The 16,967-nt window shown below is 54.5% G+C and carries 19 protein-coding genes and 1 pseudogene; 10 read left to right on the top strand and 10 right to left on the bottom strand.

Annotated elements, in window-relative coordinates; genetic code table 11:
• The first annotated feature begins 5 nt into the window (after nt 1-5).
• A complete protein-coding gene (locus R5L00_RS12220; protein WP_107694221.1) occupies nt 6-785 on the top strand; it encodes a slipin family protein in 780 nt (259 codons plus the stop codon).
• 78 nt (nt 786-863) lie between these two features.
• On the opposite strand, the gene rpsT is transcribed toward R5L00_RS12220, so the two are convergent.
• Nucleotides 864-1,127 carry a 30S ribosomal protein S20 gene (rpsT, locus tag R5L00_RS12215; protein WP_317651978.1) on the bottom strand — a complete coding sequence of 88 codons (264 nt, stop codon included), beginning with the start codon at nt 1,125-1,127 and terminating at the stop codon, nt 864-866.
• Between the two features lie 172 nt (nt 1,128-1,299).
• Between rpsT and murJ the strand changes: the two genes are divergently transcribed.
• Nucleotides 1,300-2,838, top strand: a complete 1,539-nt coding sequence (murJ, locus tag R5L00_RS12210) for a murein biosynthesis integral membrane protein MurJ (RefSeq protein ID WP_107694222.1) — start codon at nt 1,300-1,302, stop codon at nt 2,836-2,838.
• Between the two features lie 75 nt (nt 2,839-2,913).
• On the opposite strand, the gene R5L00_RS12205 is transcribed toward murJ, so the two are convergent.
• Entirely contained in the window at nt 2,914-3,270 is a 357-nt protein-coding gene (locus tag R5L00_RS12205; RefSeq protein WP_317654221.1) for a hypothetical protein, read from the bottom strand.
• 100 nt (nt 3,271-3,370) lie between these two features.
• On the opposite strand from R5L00_RS12205, the pseudogene R5L00_RS12200 reads away from it, so the two are divergent.
• A pseudogene (locus R5L00_RS12200) lies at nt 3,371-3,952 on the top strand (VacJ family lipoprotein); the annotation flags it as partial.
• 151 nt (nt 3,953-4,103) lie between these two features.
• Here R5L00_RS12200 and htpX read toward each other — a convergent pair.
• From htpX to xseA, 5 genes are all read right to left on the bottom strand, one after another.
• Nucleotides 4,104-4,982 (bottom strand): protease HtpX, encoded by an 879-nt coding sequence (htpX, locus tag R5L00_RS12195; RefSeq protein WP_317651977.1) that lies wholly within the window; start codon nt 4,980-4,982, stop codon nt 4,104-4,106.
• A gap of 174 nt (nt 4,983-5,156) precedes the next feature.
• The gene (locus R5L00_RS12190; RefSeq protein ID WP_107694224.1) at nt 5,157-5,675 is read right to left on the bottom strand and encodes a disulfide bond formation protein B; all 519 of its coding nucleotides are present in this window, start codon (nt 5,673-5,675) and stop codon (nt 5,157-5,159) included.
• Nucleotides 5,668-6,870 (bottom strand): class I SAM-dependent RNA methyltransferase, encoded by a 1,203-nt coding sequence (locus R5L00_RS12185; protein ID WP_317654178.1) that lies wholly within the window; start codon nt 6,868-6,870, stop codon nt 5,668-5,670. The genes R5L00_RS12190 and R5L00_RS12185 overlap by 8 nt, the downstream gene beginning before the upstream one ends.
• Before the next feature lie 23 nt (nt 6,871-6,893).
• Complete coding sequence (locus R5L00_RS12180) at nt 6,894-7,268, bottom strand: DUF423 domain-containing protein (RefSeq protein ID WP_107694225.1); 375 nt, start codon at nt 7,266-7,268, stop codon at nt 6,894-6,896.
• Nucleotides 7,269-7,447: 179 nt separating this feature from the next.
• Nucleotides 7,448-8,791, bottom strand: a complete 1,344-nt coding sequence (gene xseA, locus R5L00_RS12175; RefSeq protein ID WP_317651973.1) for an exodeoxyribonuclease VII large subunit — start codon at nt 8,789-8,791, stop codon at nt 7,448-7,450.
• Between the two features lie 296 nt (nt 8,792-9,087).
• On the opposite strand from xseA, the gene R5L00_RS12170 reads away from it, so the two are divergent.
• From R5L00_RS12170 to R5L00_RS12155, 4 genes are all read left to right on the top strand, one after another.
• Entirely contained in the window at nt 9,088-9,699 is a 612-nt protein-coding gene (locus R5L00_RS12170) for a MotA/TolQ/ExbB proton channel family protein (protein WP_107694227.1), read from the top strand.
• A 30-nt stretch (nt 9,700-9,729) separates the two neighbouring features.
• Complete coding sequence (locus R5L00_RS12165) at nt 9,730-10,146, top strand: ExbD/TolR family protein (RefSeq protein WP_107694228.1); 417 nt, start codon at nt 9,730-9,732, stop codon at nt 10,144-10,146.
• Nucleotides 10,147-10,399: 253 nt separating this feature from the next.
• Complete coding sequence (locus R5L00_RS12160) at nt 10,400-10,597, top strand: Trm112 family protein (protein WP_107694229.1); 198 nt, start codon at nt 10,400-10,402, stop codon at nt 10,595-10,597.
• Between the two features lie 55 nt (nt 10,598-10,652).
• The gene (locus tag R5L00_RS12155) at nt 10,653-11,606 is read left to right on the top strand and encodes an ADP-ribosylglycohydrolase family protein (RefSeq protein ID WP_317651969.1); all 954 of its coding nucleotides are present in this window, start codon (nt 10,653-10,655) and stop codon (nt 11,604-11,606) included.
• A gap of 130 nt (nt 11,607-11,736) precedes the next feature.
• Here R5L00_RS12155 and R5L00_RS12150 read toward each other — a convergent pair whose 3' ends face one another.
• A complete protein-coding gene (locus R5L00_RS12150; RefSeq protein WP_107694231.1) occupies nt 11,737-11,964 on the bottom strand; it encodes a sulfurtransferase TusA family protein in 228 nt (75 codons plus the stop codon).
• Nucleotides 11,965-12,263: 299 nt separating this feature from the next.
• Between R5L00_RS12150 and argJ the strand changes: the two genes are divergently transcribed.
• Nucleotides 12,264-13,496, top strand: a complete 1,233-nt coding sequence (gene argJ, locus R5L00_RS12145; protein ID WP_317651966.1) for a bifunctional glutamate N-acetyltransferase/amino-acid acetyltransferase ArgJ — start codon at nt 12,264-12,266, stop codon at nt 13,494-13,496.
• Between the two features lie 154 nt (nt 13,497-13,650).
• On the opposite strand, the gene R5L00_RS12140 is transcribed toward argJ, so the two are convergent.
• The gene (locus R5L00_RS12140; protein ID WP_258192684.1) at nt 13,651-14,172 is read right to left on the bottom strand and encodes an EF-hand domain-containing protein; all 522 of its coding nucleotides are present in this window, start codon (nt 14,170-14,172) and stop codon (nt 13,651-13,653) included.
• A gap of 297 nt (nt 14,173-14,469) precedes the next feature.
• Between R5L00_RS12140 and R5L00_RS12135 the strand changes: the two genes are divergently transcribed.
• Nucleotides 14,470-15,354: an ATP-binding protein gene (locus R5L00_RS12135; protein WP_317651963.1), complete on the top strand. Its 885-nt coding sequence runs from the start codon at nt 14,470-14,472 to the stop codon at nt 15,352-15,354.
• Between the two features lie 226 nt (nt 15,355-15,580).
• Nucleotides 15,581-16,534: a Nudix family hydrolase gene (locus R5L00_RS12130; RefSeq protein WP_107694235.1), complete on the top strand. Its 954-nt coding sequence runs from the start codon at nt 15,581-15,583 to the stop codon at nt 16,532-16,534.
• Nucleotides 16,535-16,611: 77 nt separating this feature from the next.
• Here the strand turns inward: R5L00_RS12130 and yacG are convergent, their stop codons facing one another.
• On the bottom strand, nt 16,612-16,800 hold the full coding sequence (gene yacG / locus R5L00_RS12125) for a DNA gyrase inhibitor YacG (RefSeq protein WP_317651961.1): 189 nt from the start codon (nt 16,798-16,800) through the stop codon (nt 16,612-16,614).
• Nucleotides 16,801-16,967 lie beyond the last annotated feature (167 nt).

The raw sequence follows: 16,967 nt of genomic DNA, 5'->3' as shown, positions 1-16,967 counted from the left end.
CAATCATGTTCACCACTTTCGGCTCTGTTGTCATTATCCTCCTTGTGGCACTGTTAACAACGTTCCGGATATTGCGCGAATATGAGCGAGGTGTCGTGTTCCTGCTGGGTCGCTTCTACAAGGTAAAAGGTCCTGGACTCATCGTCATTATCCCTGGTATCCAGAAGATGGTCCGAGTTGATCTGCGTACCGTGGTTATGGATGTACCCAGCCAAGACGTTATCTCACGCGACAATGTTTCGGTGAAAGTCAGCGCCGTCGTATATTTTCGCGTTGTTGACCCGCAAAAATCCATTATCCAGGTAGAAAATTTTCTTGCCGCGACCAGTCAGTTCGCACAGACCACGCTACGCTCTGTACTTGGAAAGCATGAGCTTGACGAGATGCTGGCTGAACGGGAAAAACTTAACATGGACATTCAGAAGGTGCTGGATATTCAAACCGATGCTTGGGGCATCAAAGTCGCCAATGTCGAGATCAAGCACGTGGATATCGATGAATCGATGATAAGGGCCATTGCCCGCCAAGCCGAGGCCGAGCGCGAGCGGCGTGCAAAGGTAATACATGCCGAAGGCGAACTTCAGGCATCCGAGAAATTAACGAAAGCGGCAGAAATCCTATCACAGCACACCGGTGCCATGCAGCTTCGCTATCTGCAGACCCTCACTAATATCGCCAGTGACAAATCCAATACCATCGTTTTTCCAATACCCATGGACCTGGTATCCCCACTAACAGAGGTCTTCAAGAAAGACCGTCTCGAGCCCTCCGGAAATGTACCGTGAGCGAACCCGAATCTGAAGAAATCAGGAAAATAAAAAAGCCCGGGGAACGCCCGGGCTTTTTTATTGAAAACTTACTGCTCAGGCCATCGTCCTGATGGCGGCGGACAAGCGCCTTTTATGGCGCGAAGCCTTATTCTTATGGATGATGCCCTTATCAGCAATTGAATCGATCATAGCGACGGACTCCTGGAACACAGTCTGCGCATTGGATTTGTCGCTAGAACTGATCGCTTTTCTTACGTGCTTGATCGCGGTGCGCAATTGCGAGCGCAGGCTCATGTTACGGTCGCGCTGAGCGACGTTCTGTCTGGCACGCTTTCTCGCTTGTGCACTATTAGCCATGAAAATTCCTGAATTATCTGGTGCTGAAAATTGCGAAATGATACGGACGTTTCCGGCATATTGCAAGGAAAAACAGGAAGGCGTGCCATTCTGCAGCTCGCTCGCGCGATAGTCGCCTGAATTTTCTACCCGGGACAAATGGACCGTACTATTCAGGTTAACATACCCCTCCATGAATTTGCTAAAAGCCCTCGCTACCGTCAGCGGGATGACGCTGATTTCGCGTGTCCTCGGGTTCGTACGAGACGTACTTATTGCCCGTATCTTCGGGGCCGGCGTCGAAACCGATGCGTTTTTTGTCGCCTTTCGCATACCCAACCTGCTGCGAAGATTGTTTGCGGAAGGTGCGTTCGCACAGGCATTCGTGCCGATATTCGCTGAATACAACAATCGCCGCTCATTCGGTGAGACGCAAGAGCTGGTCAACCACGTTGCCACACTGCTATTTATCGTCCTTTTTTTGGTTACGCTCCTGGGCGTAATTGCTGCCCCGTGGATAATATATGTGAGCGCGCCAGGGTTTGCCGCGACCCCTGAAAAATTTGCGCTGACGATCGAACTATTGCGTATTACCTTTCCTTACATCCTGTTCATCTCGCTCGTATCACTCGCGGGAGGGGTCCTCAATACGTTCGGCAAATTTTCGGTGCCGGCGTTAACGCCGGCATTGCTGAATCTCTCATTCATCGCTTGCGCGATTTGGCTCGCACCCATGATAGACCCACCGGTAATGGCGCTCGCATGGGCTGTGTTAATCGGCGGCGTGCTCCAACTAGCTTTCCAGGTGCCGTTTCTTATGCGCATCCGATTACTGCCGAGGCCGCGCCTCAGGTCTCCCGACACCGGTGCATGGCGCGTGATCAGGCAAATGGGTCCCGCAGTGTTCGGGGTATCGATCGGCCAAATTAGCCTACTAATCAATACGATATTTGCCTCGTTTCTTATCACCGGCAGTGTATCCTGGCTTTACTACGCTGATCGCCTGATGGAATTTCCCGCCGGGCTGCTGGGGGCTGCGCTGGGGACCATATTGCTGCCGTCGCTGTCGCGGTATTATGCGACCAACAGCACCACTGAATATTCGCGGCTGCTGGATTGGGGCTTGCGCCTCACCATGCTGTTAACGCTGCCGGCGGCGCTGGCGTTGGCGATACTTGCCACGCCGCTTATCAGCACACTGTTTTATCATGGCCAGTTTTCCGCCAACGACGTCTGGATGACGCGGAATGCGTTGATTGCCTACAGTGTGGGGCTGCTGGGGCTTATCCTGGTGAAAGTGCTGGCTCCAGGATTTTATGCGCGGCAGAATATTAAGACTCCGGTAAAAATCGCCGTTATAACGCTCACCGCGACACAACTGATGAACCTCGCGTTCATCATACCGCTGCAGCACGCAGGGCTGGCGCTGGCCATCGGTTTAGGTGCGTGCCTTAATGCAGGAATGCTCTACTATAAACTTCGCAGCCATCAAATATTCCAGCCACAGCCGGGGTGGGCCATTTTTATGGCAAAGATAGCGCTGGCGCTGGCGACGATGGGTGCGGTACTCTGGTTTGGCTCAGGTACCGAAGCTTCATGGCTGGCAGGCGCGACGTCGGACCGTGTGCTACGGCTCGGAGCCGTGGTGGCAACGGGAGGAATAAGCTATTTCCTCATGCTGTGGCTGCTCGGTTTCCGTTTGAAGGATTTTGCCAGACGCGGAACAACCTGAGCAGTGTTCTTCGAGCGTGAAAAAAAATGTATTCCGCACGTGAATTAGCCAATATAATGTCGCCGTTTGCTCCCCCTAACCGCAAATTTTGATCAATTCGAATATGACCCGTACCGTCAAACCTTCTATTCTATTATCGTTACTCTTGGGGTTTTTCCTCAATGGCTGCGCTACCACCAATAAGAGCGCGACGGCCGATACGAACACTTCGGCTAGCACGAGCATCCCCGCCAATGCGAGTACCAGCGACTCCACGAGCGCCACTCTCCTCGCCGCGACCAGTGCTGCTGCCGTTACGACTACTCCCGCGACGACAAGTGCTTCCTCCGTTTCGAATAGTCCCGCGACGACCAGTGCTCCCGCCAGCACAGGCGTAAAGGCTGACAACAATCGGAAAGATGCGTCGGAATCGTTCGACGGACCGGTCTTCAAGAATGCCGCGCCCGCGGATCCCGCAACTTTTCGCAGTAAAGAAGACCCATGGGAGCCGGTAAATCGCAAGGTTTTCGGCTTTAATGAGAAGGTTGACGATTACGTCTTCCGACCGCTCGCCAACGGCTATAGATGGGTGATGCCTGATCCCCTTCAAATAGCGGTGGGAAACGTTTTTTCCAATTTGAATGATATCCCGGTCACGCTCAACAATCTTCTACAGCTGAAGTTCAATAACGCGCTTACGAGCAGCATGCGCGTCATAGTCAACAGTACCTTGGGCTTGGCCGGCGTGGCCGACGTGGCCACCGGCATTGGCTTGGAGAAACATGATGAAGACTTCGGCCAAACCCTCGGGTACCACGGAGTCGCAAGCGGGCCTTACATCGTTCTTCCTTTCCTTGGCCCCAGTTCAACGCGAGACGCAGGAGGTCGTGTGCTTGATATAGCGACCGATCCTGTTTTTGTGGGCAGCTTCTTCGTCGCGCCGTTTATCGGGCCCATAGTTGGATCCACCCGCGCTGCTGATACCCGGGCAGGCCTGCTTAAATCGGAAAAAACGGTAGATGAAGCAGCGCTGGATAAATATGAATTCATCCGTGAAGCATATCTCCAGCGGAGGCGGAATCTGGTACACGACGGCAACCCGCCGAAGAGAAAAGAAGACGAAGATACCGAATAAGTCGAAGCATTGCGCCATGTCTGAATGAGGCCAGGACAAGCTCATTCGAAAAGAGCGAAGCGAATAAGAAAAAACAAAAGAGGCGGGGGCATTACATGCCCCCGCCTCTTTTAATTTAAATATCTTCTTTAATACCTTTTACGGATCAGAATCAGGCCACCGCCCGCAACGCCGCAATCCGCTCCTCAAGCGGAGGATGCGACATGAACAAGGCTTTAAAGCGGCCTTCTCCTCCAGAAATCCCGAATGCCGCCAGCCTTTCCGGCAGTTGCGATGGCTCATGCCGTTGTTTCAGTCGCTCCAGCGCAGCAATCATCTTATTCCGGCCGGCCAACTGCGCGCCGCCAGCGTCCGCTCGAAATTCGCGGTGGCGGCTGAACCACATGACGATCATACTCGCCAGTATCCCGAGTACCATTTGGGCCACAAGGCTTGTAATCATGAAAGCGGGGCCATAGTCCCGTTCAGTTTTGAATACCACCCTATCCACAAAATGTCCGATTATTCGGGAAAGAAAAATCACGAACGTGTTAACCACCCCCTGAATCAACGCGAGCGTCACCATATCGCCGTTGGCAACATGGCTAATCTCATGCGCCAGCACACCTTCGATTTCATCTTTGCGCATGTTCTGAAGCAGGCCCGTGCTCACTGCCACCAACGCATCGTTACGGTTCATGCCGGTCGCAAAGGCATTCACATCGGGCGCGTCATAAATTGCCACTTCAGGCATTCCAATACCGGCAAGCTCGGCCTGTCGCCGGACAGTTTCCACCAGCCAGCGTTCGGTCGGATCGGATGGTTGCTCGATCACTACCGCGCCAGTCATGCGTTTCGCAGTCCACTTGGACATGGCGAGAGAAATCAGCGAACCCCCAAACCCTATCACAGCCGCCATAATCAGCAGCGAGTTAAAGTCTATCCCGCCCTGCGCGTCCAGCAAGCGGTCTACGCCCAATAGGCGCAGGGTAATACTCAGGACCAGGAGAATGGCCAGGTTCGTAACAACAAAGAGAAAAATTCGTTTCATAGATGCGTTCCTGTTACTGATGAGAAGGATGGCTCATATATAGGGATTCAAGTACAGTTTTCAAGAAGGCGGCGGTACCAATCGATGAAGAAACTGAAGCTAATTGTCGCAACCTCCGTTTTTTCAAAGAGGCAAGAATTTGAGAAGGAGAACTCCGCCCACTGTTGATCAGCTTCACCAGCGGCGACGGCGCCTGGCTGAAAAGACACCATATAAAGCCAACCCGCCAAAAATGATGAAAAAAATAGCCGACCAATCCGGAAGAGTAAGCGAAGCGAACTTCCAGGTCACATCGGCGCAATCCCCGTTTGCTTCAAACATGCTTGGCCACCAGCGGGCAAGCGGCAATGCATTCAAAAATCTTTCCTCCGGGCTGATACCGCATTCGAAGGCCTCCGGATAGCGTATCAGCCAGGCTTGACGCAACGCGACAGTTGCTCCACCGAAAGCAAAGAGCGCCAACAGACCGTGGTAGATTCGGCTACCCGTTGCTCCGGGCGAGTGGAAAAAAGCCAACAGCGCTGTCACGCCGACCAGCCAGTATGCAATGCGTTGAGCTACACAAAGCGGGCAAGGCAGCAGATTTTTTATCAACTGTAGATAGAGGGCGTAACCGATCAGGCCAATACAACCCAGAAATACCAGAAAAAATATCCCTCTTCCCGCCCTGTTTGTTCGACGGTAACTATCCATCGTTGACCTCAAGACCAGGGGTAGCGGCCGGCGAGGCCGGGGGATTTTTGACCCTGCGCATGCCTCCAGCAACCATCTTGTATTCCAGCAAGCGGCATTCCAGCGCGCCATTGAACAAAGGGATTCGCCGTGAGGCTGTTAACCGGATTAATTTTGGCAGAAGCGGGTCGGCGGTAAGGATATATGCGCTCCAGCCGCTGAATTTCTTCTTCAGCGCATCCCCCAGCCGAGGGTAAAACTCTGCAAGCTGCTGCTGCTCGCCTATGCGCACCCCATACGGCGGGTTGGCAATAAGGAACCCAGCGGCCGCGGGAGCCGCCATTTCCAGCACGTTTGCCTGCTTGAGCGAAACTGCCTCCGAAAATCCCGCATCAGCTAAATTCGCCCGCGCGGCGGCCAGGATATCGCCATACAGATCACTGCCGAATATCGGCTGGCGCAATAGTGGCCTTTGCCGGGCCAGGGCTTCCTCCTTAAGCTGCTTCCATTGCTGGGCATCAAAATTCTTCAGCTTTTCAAATGCAAAACGCCGTCCCGATCCTGGCGCAATGTTCAGCGCGACCTGGACCGCCTCGAGTAGAAAAGTGCCGCTGCCGCACATCGGGTCAAGCAGCGGAACGCCCGGCTTCCAACCCGTCAGATGCAGGATTCCCGCCGCAAGGTTCTCCCGTATCGGAGCCGCGACGGTATTTTTTCTGTTACCGCGCTTGAACAGTGCGTCACCGGACGTGTCGAGATACAACGAGAATCGCCGGGCATCAAGGAAGCCGTGGATCCGCATGTCCGGCTGCACCGTGTCTACGTTCGGTCGCCCGCCGGTCGTTTCTCGAAATTTGTCGCAAACCGCATCCTTGATCTTGAGAGTAACAAAGTCGAGGCTACGTAAGGGGCATCTTATCGCCGCCACCTTGACCCGGATCGTGAGAGACTGACTAAACCACTCGCTCCACGGCAATGCCCGGGCTGCGGCATACACGTCCGCTTCAGTGGCATAGGGCTCATTCGCGACCTGCCACAAAATGCGACTGGCTATCCTGCTTTGGAGATTAGCGCGGTAACAGGTCAGCCAATCTCCCTGGAACTGCACTCCGCCGTCGCGCCCGAGGACAGATGAGCCGCCAAGCTTCTCCAACTCAGTAATGAGCGCGGGCTCCAGCCCACGCGGACAAGGAGCGAAAAAATTATAAAGCGTCACAAGGAGGCCAAAGCTACGGTGCCCTATTTCGAGGCCTGCACGCCATAAGCGAGCATCGCCCATGCGCTGAGAAACGCGAGGCCGCCAAACGGCGTAATGACACCTAGCCCGCGCAACCCGGTGAGGCTCAACGCGTAGAGGCTTACGGAAAACAGGATGATTCCGGCAAGCATCAGCCATCCGGATATAGCCACGGGTCTGGACCCGGGATAGTGGAACAGTATGAGTCCCACCGCAATAAGACCCAGTGCGTGATAGAAATGATACTGCACCCCTGTTTGATACACGGCAAGCATGTCGACGGAAAGCCTTTGCTTCAGGCCATGCGCGCCGAAAGCGCCCAAACCCACGCAAATAAAAGCGTTAATAGCACCTAGCGATAAAAAGATTCTTGACATTAGGAGTTACGTTTCATGATGAGAGGAGTAAAAGAATGAGTCGCCGGGATATCAGGGACTTCAGGGATATGGGGGAAAACAGCAAGCTGGACATCCCGGAACATGCACGACCTCTGACACATTCAAGTCTGCATCAGCGAGGCCTAAATGTCCACCAGTGATCAGCAGTTACGGTTTCTCTAGCTGCCCTTCTCTGTCACGCGCGCTCTGCTCCACCCTTTCGAGAACGCTACCCTTATTACATCGCCGACCTCAATCGGGTCGCTACTTCGCAATACGCCACCGTCAGCGTCATAAGCGATACTGTAACCGCGCTCAAGAACCGACTCGGGATTCAGATGAGCAAGATGCGCACGCTGACGCTGCAAACCCACCATGAGTGTATCCAGGCGAACACTCGTGGCCCGGCGCAAGCGCAACTGAAGTTCACGCTGGCGTTCGGTCATCAGGGAAACATCCGGGCGGGCCATCGTTATCCGCTGGCTAAGCTCGCGTAAACGCCAGTAGCTGCTTTCGGTCCTGCGCATCCATGAGCCCGCCAGCCGCTCGCGCACACGCTGCAAGTGCGCAAGCTGGCCATCGATCCGCTTACCGGGGTGCTCCAGTCGGCAGCCGAGCATATCAGCACTCTGCATGCGGCTTTCAAGACTGCGTTGCACAGCGCGATGAATGCGAGCGCCCAGGGTTCCAACCTGCCGGGCCAACTCTTCCCGATCGGGACAGACCAGTTGCGAGGCTCCCGTTGGGGTGGGAGCGCGAACATCGGCCACGAAATCGGCAATGGTAAAATCGGTCTCGTGCCCCACACCGCTAATAATGGGAATGGAACAGGCGGCAATCGCCCGGGCCACAACCTCCTCATTAAACGCCCATAAATCCTCGATACTGCCACCGCCACGGCATAGAATGAGCACGTCGCAGTCAGCCCGGTTTCCCGCCTTTTCAATAGCTGCGGCGATTTTTGCGGGAGCGCCCGCGCCCTGGACCGGTGCGGGGTATATGATCACCGGCACCGACGGCATCCGACGCCGCAGGGTCGAAAGCACGTCGTGCAGCGCAGCAGCCGCTGGAGACGTAATGATTCCAATCTGCTTGGGGCACGGGGGCAAAGGCTTCTTGCGCTCGGAGTCGAACAGTCCTTCCTTGCCAAGCCTGGCCTTCAGCTGTTCGAAAGCTTCGAACAGCGCGCCGAGTCCGGCGCGACGAATGGTCTCGACGTTCAACTGAAAATCGCCGCGAGCATAGTATAACGTCACGAGCGCTCGCACCTCCACTCGCATGCCATCTGTGGGCTGCCAGTCCAGGTACTGGTTTTTTTCCCGGAACATTACGCACCGCACTTGGGCATCCGCGTCCTTCAGCGTAAAGTACCAATGTCCGGAGCCATAGCGCTTGATGTTCGAGATTTCACCCGCGACCCACAACAATGGGAATGCGCGCTCAAGCAAGTCCTTGGCGCTACGGTTTAATTCGCTTACGCTCAGGACGGCCCGAGCGATTTCCATTTCCAGAAATAGGTTCATCTTGACATTCTACAATAATCCACATCTGTCACGAAAATTGCATGATTCTCCGGGGGAAACCGCCGGAATTCAGAGATTAATCGATAAGTACATGTTTTGTAATGTTTATATAGAAGTTTAAAAATTAATCTAATCAGAAAAAGTTCTTATGGCTGGACGACTTATTGGTCCTGCCGCCATATTACCCACAAACTTATCCACAGCAATTGTGGAAAAGAAAGCCCTGCCGTTCTTGCTGAAATCACAGGGGCAAGATACATTTACGGCTCTGATTTGTGCGCTGCGGGAGATTGTCGGTGTTCGCGTTGATTCAAGCTGCCGGGTGGCCGATCTGGCCGATCATATTAGCCTCTATCGTTGCTCTCGGCATTATAGGCGAACGTTTGTGGGCCTTGCGGCTGAGCATGGTGACGCCGAGGGATCTTCTGCCCCAAGTGGTGCGGGAGTACCGCAACAGCGGCGTTACGCCCGAAATGCTTGCACGCCTGCAACAACACTCGCCCTTGGGTCAAATCTTTGCCGCGGGCTTGAGAAATGACAAAAGTACCCGGGAGATCATGAAAGAGTCAATCGAGGAAGCCGGCCGTGCCGTTGCTCACGACCTGGAACGGTACCTCACCACCCTTGGCACCATTGCGTCTTTGAGCCCCCTGATGGGACTGTTTGGCACTTTGGTCGGGATGATTGAAATTTTCGGGACAGGCTCTCCTGCTGGTAACAGCAACCCGGCCCAACTCGCCCATGGGATTTCCGTAGCGCTCTACAATGCGGCATTCGGTATTCTGGTGGCCATCCCCAGCATGATTTTTTACCGCCATTTCCGCGCCAAGGTAGACGAGCTGGTGGTAGAAATGGAATTGCAGGCACTAAAACTGGTGGAAATCGTTCACGGAGAGCGGCAGGGCTGACGATCGGTAAAGCAGGAAAACTGAATACCCATGAATTTTCAGCGCGGACGGAAAAAAGAAGAACCGGAGATCAATCTGGTACCCATGATTGATGTATTGCTGGTCATTCTGATATTCCTGGTCATTACCACTACCTACTCGAAATTCTCGGAACTCGAGATTAGCCTGCCTCAGGCAACATCGCAGCAAGCGACGGAGTCCCCGAATGTCATCAACATAACGGTGAGCGCCAACGGGAGCTATACGATCAATCGTAATCAGGTGGAGTCCCCCAGCGCGGAGCAGATTAGCGAGGACCTGCGCAAGGCAGCCGGGAATCGGCCTGACCCGGTCATTGTCATCGGCGCCGACGCGGCAGCGACACATCAGTCCGTAATAACGGTGATGGAAGCAGCACGTTTGGCGGGATACAATCACATCACTTTCACGACTCAGAATTCCAGGTAAGGCACCTGCGAAGCCACCGTGTCCCTCGTCGCACCAAGGGAACAACGCCGGCGGAGCAGCTCAGCTGAACAACATCGGCTCGGGAGTAGGAAGCCAGCAACCCCGGAGTCTGAAGCTGGAGCCCGATCCGCCGGATATCGGGTGCAACATAGCTTTTATCGATGAAAATGTGCATAACCGTTACTTGCGTTTCACGTAACGCCTGTGCCAATGACACGTATTTAAACCCATCCTTTACACTGGGGACCGTACTATGGATATGAAATTGCTCGATATTTTGGTGTGCCCGTTGTGCAAGGCACCCCTGCTGTATAGAAAAGCCGAAAACGAACTGATCTGCAAGGGGGACCGTCTGGCTTTCCCTATCAGGGATGGCATTCCGGTGATGTTGGAAGACGAGGCTCGCAGGCTGCCGCCAGAGGAAGAGATCCGGGCGGATGGAAAGTATTGACTAGGTAAACGATAGATTACATCAGGTCGTTCCGGTATGGAAAGGAGTCGGAAAAATGAAGAATCAGAATAGCGCCACCGTCCTGGGTGCATTGGTAGCCGATTCCGCTTCGCTCGGTCTGCATTGGATCTACGATCCCGCCCGCATTGCAGAGATTGAGTCGGTCAAAGGACTGGTGTTCCTTCAGCCTGATGCGAATAACTATTCCGGGGTAAAGGGCTACTTCGCCCATCGTCTTAAGACAACTGGGGACGGTACCAGCTATGGTGAGACCTGTTTGTTGATGCTGAAGCATCTGGCGAAGCACGGCACCTTCGCTCGCATCGCGTATCAGTCCGAGTATCGGGCGCACTTCGGCCCCGGCGGCGAGTACGTCGGTTACATTGATTCACCCACCCCCCTCACCTTGCGTACGTTGTCAGCATTGGAACCGGCCGAATTTCCGGCCGCGTCGGGCGCCGACGATGATCAGCACCCTGCCCTGGCAGCACTCCCGTCACTCGTCGCGGCGCACGATGGAACGCTGGAGGAGCTGATGGCTCGTGTCGAAGAAGCGGTGCGAGTGACAAACAATAATGCACTGGCGGTGTCGGCAGCACGCTGTGCGTCGGCGGCATTGTTCAAGCTGTTGCACGGCACCCCGCTGGCGCAGGCATTAAACGAAGCGTCATCATTCGCAGGAAGCCCCCTGGAGCCACTGCTTGCAGAAGCGCTTGCCATGCCACAGCTCGACAGCATTGCGGCCGCAGAGCGCTTCGGCTCTGCATGTCACGTCGCGGAGCGTTTGCCGCTTATTTTCCATATCGCGCAGCGTGCGCCTGACTACAGGACCGCAGTGGAGTCAAACATTCGGGCAGGGGGAGACAATTGCGGCCGTTCGATCATGCTTGGCGCGCTGGTTGCGGCGGACGCGGTAAGTCGGAATCCTTCCGAATGCCCGATCCCGCTGCCGTGGCTGGCACGGTACCGAAAATTTGTGGCTGCGGCAGATGCACGCGCCGCGCTTTGAGCGCTTTTATTTAGAAGCTATAAGCCGCCGAATCCGGGCTGTTCGTAAGCATGGACGACGACGGAATGATCGGGGCGGTTTTACGCTGGGCTATCAGGAGGGTTTCAGGCGATTAGCGAGTTGAATATTCCTATCTCTTCCTCATGTAAAACGTAAATTCTCCAGCCAACTCGAACAACGAGATCAGCTCGTTACCCGTCTGATCGGCAAATACCTGGAAATCGATTACGGCGCCGGGATCCGTCGCCATTATTTTTAATACCTGGCCGGTGTTCATGTCCACCAGTGATTTCTTGGTCCGCAGGATGGGCAAGGGACAATTGAGGCCCCGCACATCCAGTTCTTTGTCGCAATTCATGCGTTTCTCCCATACCGTCTACAATTTTTTGCCGCCCCTTCTTTTATCAGGGCAGGAAGCGGCCGTCATAAGTTCACAGGGTTGATTCCTGTGCTACGAAAAATTCGGAAAAAACTGACGAGCTATTAATGTTATGACAGAGTGAAAAGCTGCGTTATACAGGAACATCGATATTCATTCAGGGTAAAAATTAAAAAACGCGAGGAAGATGAGTTAAGATAACGCGCTCTTTCGTGCTTGAGGACAAGCGCGAAAAACAATATTACCTAATTTTGGTCGAGAACCGATAGCACATCGTTATGCCAGTTAACCTTAAACCCCCACTACCCGCACAACTGTTTCCAATCAAGGGCGTCACCTTGGGCATTGCCGAGGCGGAGATCAGAAAGCCCGGCCGAAAAGACCTGCTGGTTATCGCCCTCGAAGCCGGGACCCATGTTGCGGGGATGTTTACCCAAAACCGTTTTTGCGCCGCACCGGTTGTAATCGCCAGGGAACATCTTTCCATACCGGAATTCGCGATAAGAGCGCTAATAGTAAATACGGGCAATGCCAACGCGGGTACCGGTCAAACGGGAATTGGGGACGCCCGCGCCACCTGCGCTGAGGTGGCCCGGTTGCTCGGTTGCGATACCCGCCAGGTGCTGCCATTTTCCACCGGCGTGATCATGGAACCCTTGCCGCTGGGGAAAATTATTGCGGGGTTGCCCGCAGCCGTAGCGGACCTCAGGGAGGACAACTGGCTCGCTGCCGCGGAAGCAATCATGACGACAGATATCGTACCAAAAGCAGTGTCGAAGCAAATTTTTTTCAAGGATACACCTGTCACCATCACTGGCATTGCCAAGGGTTCAGGCATGATTCACCCCAACATGGCGACAATGTTGAGTTACATCGCAACCGACGCCGCACTAAGTCAGCCGATGTTGCTGGAAATCGCCCGTCATGCCACGGAAAACTCATTCAATCGCATCACGGTAGATGGCGACACCTCAACCAACGATGCATTTATTCTGATGGGAACCGGCCTTGCAGGCAATTCCCCTGTTAGAGATAGGGAAAGCGCTGAATTTGCACAATTGCGAGACGCCATAACCGAAGTTGCGGCACAGCTTGCACAAGCCATCGTGCGGGACGGAGAAGGCGCTAGCAAGTTCATCACCATCCAGGTGGAAGGGGGAGGCTCAGCGGATGAATGTTCCAAAACCGCGTACGCCATTGCGCATTCACCCCTCGTAAAGACGGCTTTTTTCGCATCCGATCCAAATCTCGGCCGCATCCTCGCCGCCATCGGCTATGCGGGCATTGAAAACCTCGATGTGAATGAGTTGCAGCTTTTTCTCGACGATGTGCTGGTTGCGGAGAACGGCGGCAGGGCTTCGACCTACCGGGAACAGGATGGACAGCGTGTGATGAAGCAATCGGAAATCACAGTGCGCGTTGTACTCAACAGAGGCGATGCTTCCGCTACCGTCTGGACGTGCGACTTATCCTATGATTATGTAAAGATCAATGCCAGCTATCGAAGCTAGCGCCGGCGCCATACCACCGGCGAACAACGCGATTCTCAAGTGTAAGGCTGAGGCCGCGCAATTTATGCGCGGCCCCTACATTTAAACCCTTAACCTCAATCTGGAACCAGGCTGTTTCCACAGGCCTGTCCACAGTAGCAGCCGAAGACCATGCTTATTCGTCCATCGGCTTCATGTGTTGCAGCTGGCGATCGCCCGACCGCGTTCCATACCCTTCGCCGTATCCGGGCCCTTGCCCTTCGCCGTAGCCGGACCGATCTCCGGACGCATTTCCGCGGGACTGACCATGGCCATGACCGTGCTTCTTCCTCATCGCGCTGGCTTCATCCTTGTCGATATAACCATCCTTGTTTTTGTCCATCATATCGAACATCTTGTCTGCATGGCGCGCATGTTCTTCCCTGCTCACCTTGCCATCACCGTCGGTGTCGGCCATGGACATCCCACAGCGGCCCTCCCGATCTTTCTTTCCGCCGTAGCCATCTTTTTTCTCTCCGTACCCGTCCTTCTTCTCGCCATACTGGTGAGACTCCGCAACCATGTAGCCTTTACCCAGCGATTGCACGGTGAAAGGGCTTTCATTCGCAGAAGCGATCGGAGCGGATCCCAGCGTTGCGACAAAAGCCGAGCCTATTGCGAGAGAAATAATTGATTTGTTCGTGGGTATATTTTTCATGATGTTTTCTCCAAAATTTGTTGAAACTTGAATGAAGTACTGGAAAGCGGATACTCTCCGATTGCGCTAACCCATCAGAGACCAGCAAGGGCCATTTCTTTGCTTCTTCTTGGCAATTTTTGTTACGATGGAGCCAGATCGCTCCGTGTCCATGCCTCGCAACAAGCGAATCATGGCCCGTTTAGCTGAGCGGTTCAGTACGATAGCACACATAGCAAAAGGACCGGAACGCGCCATAATTCGGGCGTTTGGCGTCCTGCGGCGAGTGCATGCCATATGGAATAACTCCCCCTGCCCATGAATAATTGGAATAACCTCTACCACCGGGCTGAGACCCTGCTTTCCCGTATGGAAGGACTCCTCACGCTGGCTCAGCCAGACGTGAACTGGGAGGCCGCCCTGGCATTCCGCTGGCGTAAACACGGCGATAAGGCGTTCATCGAACCCATCACCCAGCCTCATCACATCACCTTCGATGCGTTGCGGGGCATCGAGAGGCAGAAAAACCTGGTGGATCAGAACACACGTCAGTTCGTGCGAGGCCATCCCGCCAATAACGTCTTGCTTACGGGGGCACGCGGAACCGGAAAGTCATCCCTGGTGAAAGCAATGCTGAACAAATACGCGCCCATGGGGTTGCGTTTGATCGAAGTGGAAAAGCATCATCTCACTGATTTGCACGATATCGTGGCACAGACATGCCATCGCCCTGAACGCTTTATCCTGTATTGCGATGATCTTTCATTCGAATCGGATGAGCCCGGCTACAAAGCGTTAAAGGTGGTGCTGGACGGATCGATTGCTACCGCGTCCGAAAATGTCCTTGTCTATGCGACTTCCAACCGCCGTCATCTGATGCCCGAATTCATGCGGGACAATCTGGATACCCGGCATGACGGCGCGGAGATCCATCCCAGCGAAACGGTGGAGGAAAAAAGTTCTCTATCAGAACGTTTCGGGATATGGGTATCTTTTCATTCCTTCGATCAGGATCAATACCTGAACATTGTCGAGCAGTGGCTTGTTCATTTCGGTATCCCGGAACTGGATCTCCGGGCAAGAACAGCCGCGCTGCAATGGGCACTGGGTCGCGGCTCGCGTAGTGGACGCGTCGCATGGCAGTTCGCTCGCGACTGGGCAGGAAAACAAAAATCCAGCGTCAGCGAGAGGCAGGATAGTTGATGACGTGAGGAAAAAAACGCCCGCGGGCTTGAGCTTCTTTTCGGGCTGCCTTTTCCTTTGCCTCCGCGCGGCCTTCAACGCCAGGGAAGCGTTTTTTCTCATTCTCGCACTTCGTTCCGGCGGGGAATGTGGTTGAACCGGCGCAAGAGCGTGGCGTTAGCAACGCTCCCTTAGCGAACTCAGAAAGCTGATCTCCGCTATCTGATGACTGTTTCCCTACTCCACCATGCCTCATTCTCATAAAATTGTTGACGTAGCGGTCGCGGTCATCACCCGCCCAGACGGAAGTTTTCTTCTCGCCCGCCGGCCGGAGGCCAAGCCCTATGCAGGCTACTGGGAATTTCCCGGCGGAAAGGTGAATGCCGGGGAACCGCTCAGGCATGCCCTCGACCGGGAGTTGCTGGAGGAACTGGCGATCCATGTTCAACGGGCGTATCCATGGATAACCCGTATCTTCACCTACAGCCATGCCACGGTACGCCTCTGCTTTTACCGTGTAGTCGCGTGGCATGGCGAGCCGCGGCCATGCGAGAAGCAGGAGCTGTCGTGGCAATCCGCGGGCAATGTCAATGTGGAACCTATGCTTCCAGCCAACGCCCCGATACTGCAGGCACTTCGTCTACCGGCGGTTTATGCGATTACCAATGCCGCCGAGTGGGGAACGGAAACGACGCTGGACCGGGTCGAGCGCGCGTTGCAAGACGGGGTACGGCTGCTGCAGGTTCGAGAGAAAACAATGACGAAGAAAGCGTTGCATGCTTTTACCGGCGAAATAGTTGCGCTTGCCCATCGTTACAATGCCACAGTGCTGGTGAACGTAAGTGGGAGCGATGAAAACCTCTATCCGGACGCCCGCGCAGATGGGGTTCACTTTTCGTCGGCACAACTGATGAATCTTGAGACACGCCCCAACTCCGAATGGTGCGGCGCGTCCTGTCATAACGCTGAGGAACTTGCCCGAGCCGAGCAGTTGGGACTGGATTTTGCTGTGCTTGCTCCGGTACTGCCCACGCTGAGCCACCCCGGCATCCCTACGCTGGGCTGGCGAAAGTTCGCCGCGCTCATCCGCGATTGCTCCATCCCGGTATATGCCCTCGGCGGATTACGCCAGGAGGATTTAACCACCGCATGGGAACATGGCGCCCACGGTATAGCCATCATGAGGGCGATGGGCCGCTAAACTGTTACGACCTGTTCACGCGCCACAGTATGAACCGATGGCGCGGCATTCACCGCTGACCCGTATCGTCCCGGCGGCTATTTCTCGTCTTCGCCGGTCTCATCTTCTTCCATTTTTTCCACCTCCGGGATGCGATACGCTTCCGATGCCCACTGCCCGAGATCGATCAACTTGCAACGCTCGGAACAAAATGGACGGTAAGGGTTTGCGGGATCCCACTCCATAATCTTGCCGCATTGCGGACAATTAACAATCGGTCGTTTCATAATTATTCACTCGAAAAACAGAATGGCCGCGACCTGCGCCGGGCGGGGCGCCTGCCACCCCCTTTTTGGTTCAAACGGCCATTATTCGTCCCAGTACTGTTTTTTTCCGAATTTAGCGATGCTATTCCGGGAGATTTGGCGTGTTCCACCGCAGAGGAGGTTACTCC

The organism is Nitrosospira sp. Is2, from assembly GCF_033095785.1.
In the GTDB taxonomy this organism is placed as follows: Bacteria; Pseudomonadota; Gammaproteobacteria; order Burkholderiales; family Nitrosomonadaceae; genus Nitrosospira.
This window is presented reverse-complemented; position numbering and strand designations above follow the sequence as displayed.

Coding starts and splice junctions, on each gene's coding strand:
- rpsT (WP_317651978.1), bottom strand. CDS start 1,127: ATGGCTAATAGTGCACAAGCGAGAAAGCGTGCCAGACAGAACGTCGCT.
- R5L00_RS12155 (WP_317651969.1), top strand. CDS start 10,653: ATGAAGAATCAGAATAGCGCCACCGTCCTGGGTGCATTGGTAGCCGAT.
- R5L00_RS12140 (WP_258192684.1), bottom strand. CDS start 14,172: ATGAAAAATATACCCACGAACAAATCAATTATTTCTCTCGCAATAGGC.
- R5L00_RS12190 (WP_107694224.1), bottom strand. CDS start 5,675: ATGGATAGTTACCGTCGAACAAACAGGGCGGGAAGAGGGATATTTTTT.
- R5L00_RS12135 (WP_317651963.1), top strand. CDS start 14,470: ATGAATAATTGGAATAACCTCTACCACCGGGCTGAGACCCTGCTTTCC.
- argJ (WP_317651966.1), top strand. CDS start 12,264: ATGCCAGTTAACCTTAAACCCCCACTACCCGCACAACTGTTTCCAATC.
- R5L00_RS12150 (WP_107694231.1), bottom strand. CDS start 11,964: ATGAATTGCGACAAAGAACTGGATGTGCGGGGCCTCAATTGTCCCTTG.
- R5L00_RS12160 (WP_107694229.1), top strand. CDS start 10,400: ATGGATATGAAATTGCTCGATATTTTGGTGTGCCCGTTGTGCAAGGCA.
- htpX (WP_317651977.1), bottom strand. CDS start 4,982: ATGAAACGAATTTTTCTCTTTGTTGTTACGAACCTGGCCATTCTCCTG.
- R5L00_RS12180 (WP_107694225.1), bottom strand. CDS start 7,268: ATGTCAAGAATCTTTTTATCGCTAGGTGCTATTAACGCTTTTATTTGC.
- R5L00_RS12165 (WP_107694228.1), top strand. CDS start 9,730: ATGAATTTTCAGCGCGGACGGAAAAAAGAAGAACCGGAGATCAATCTG.
- R5L00_RS12220 (WP_107694221.1), top strand. CDS start 6: ATGTTCACCACTTTCGGCTCTGTTGTCATTATCCTCCTTGTGGCACTG.
- xseA (WP_317651973.1), bottom strand. CDS start 8,791: ATGAACCTATTTCTGGAAATGGAAATCGCTCGGGCCGTCCTGAGCGTA.
- murJ (WP_107694222.1), top strand. CDS start 1,300: ATGAATTTGCTAAAAGCCCTCGCTACCGTCAGCGGGATGACGCTGATT.
- yacG (WP_317651961.1), bottom strand. CDS start 16,800: ATGAAACGACCGATTGTTAATTGTCCGCAATGCGGCAAGATTATGGAG.
- R5L00_RS12130 (WP_107694235.1), top strand. CDS start 15,581: ATGCCTCATTCTCATAAAATTGTTGACGTAGCGGTCGCGGTCATCACC.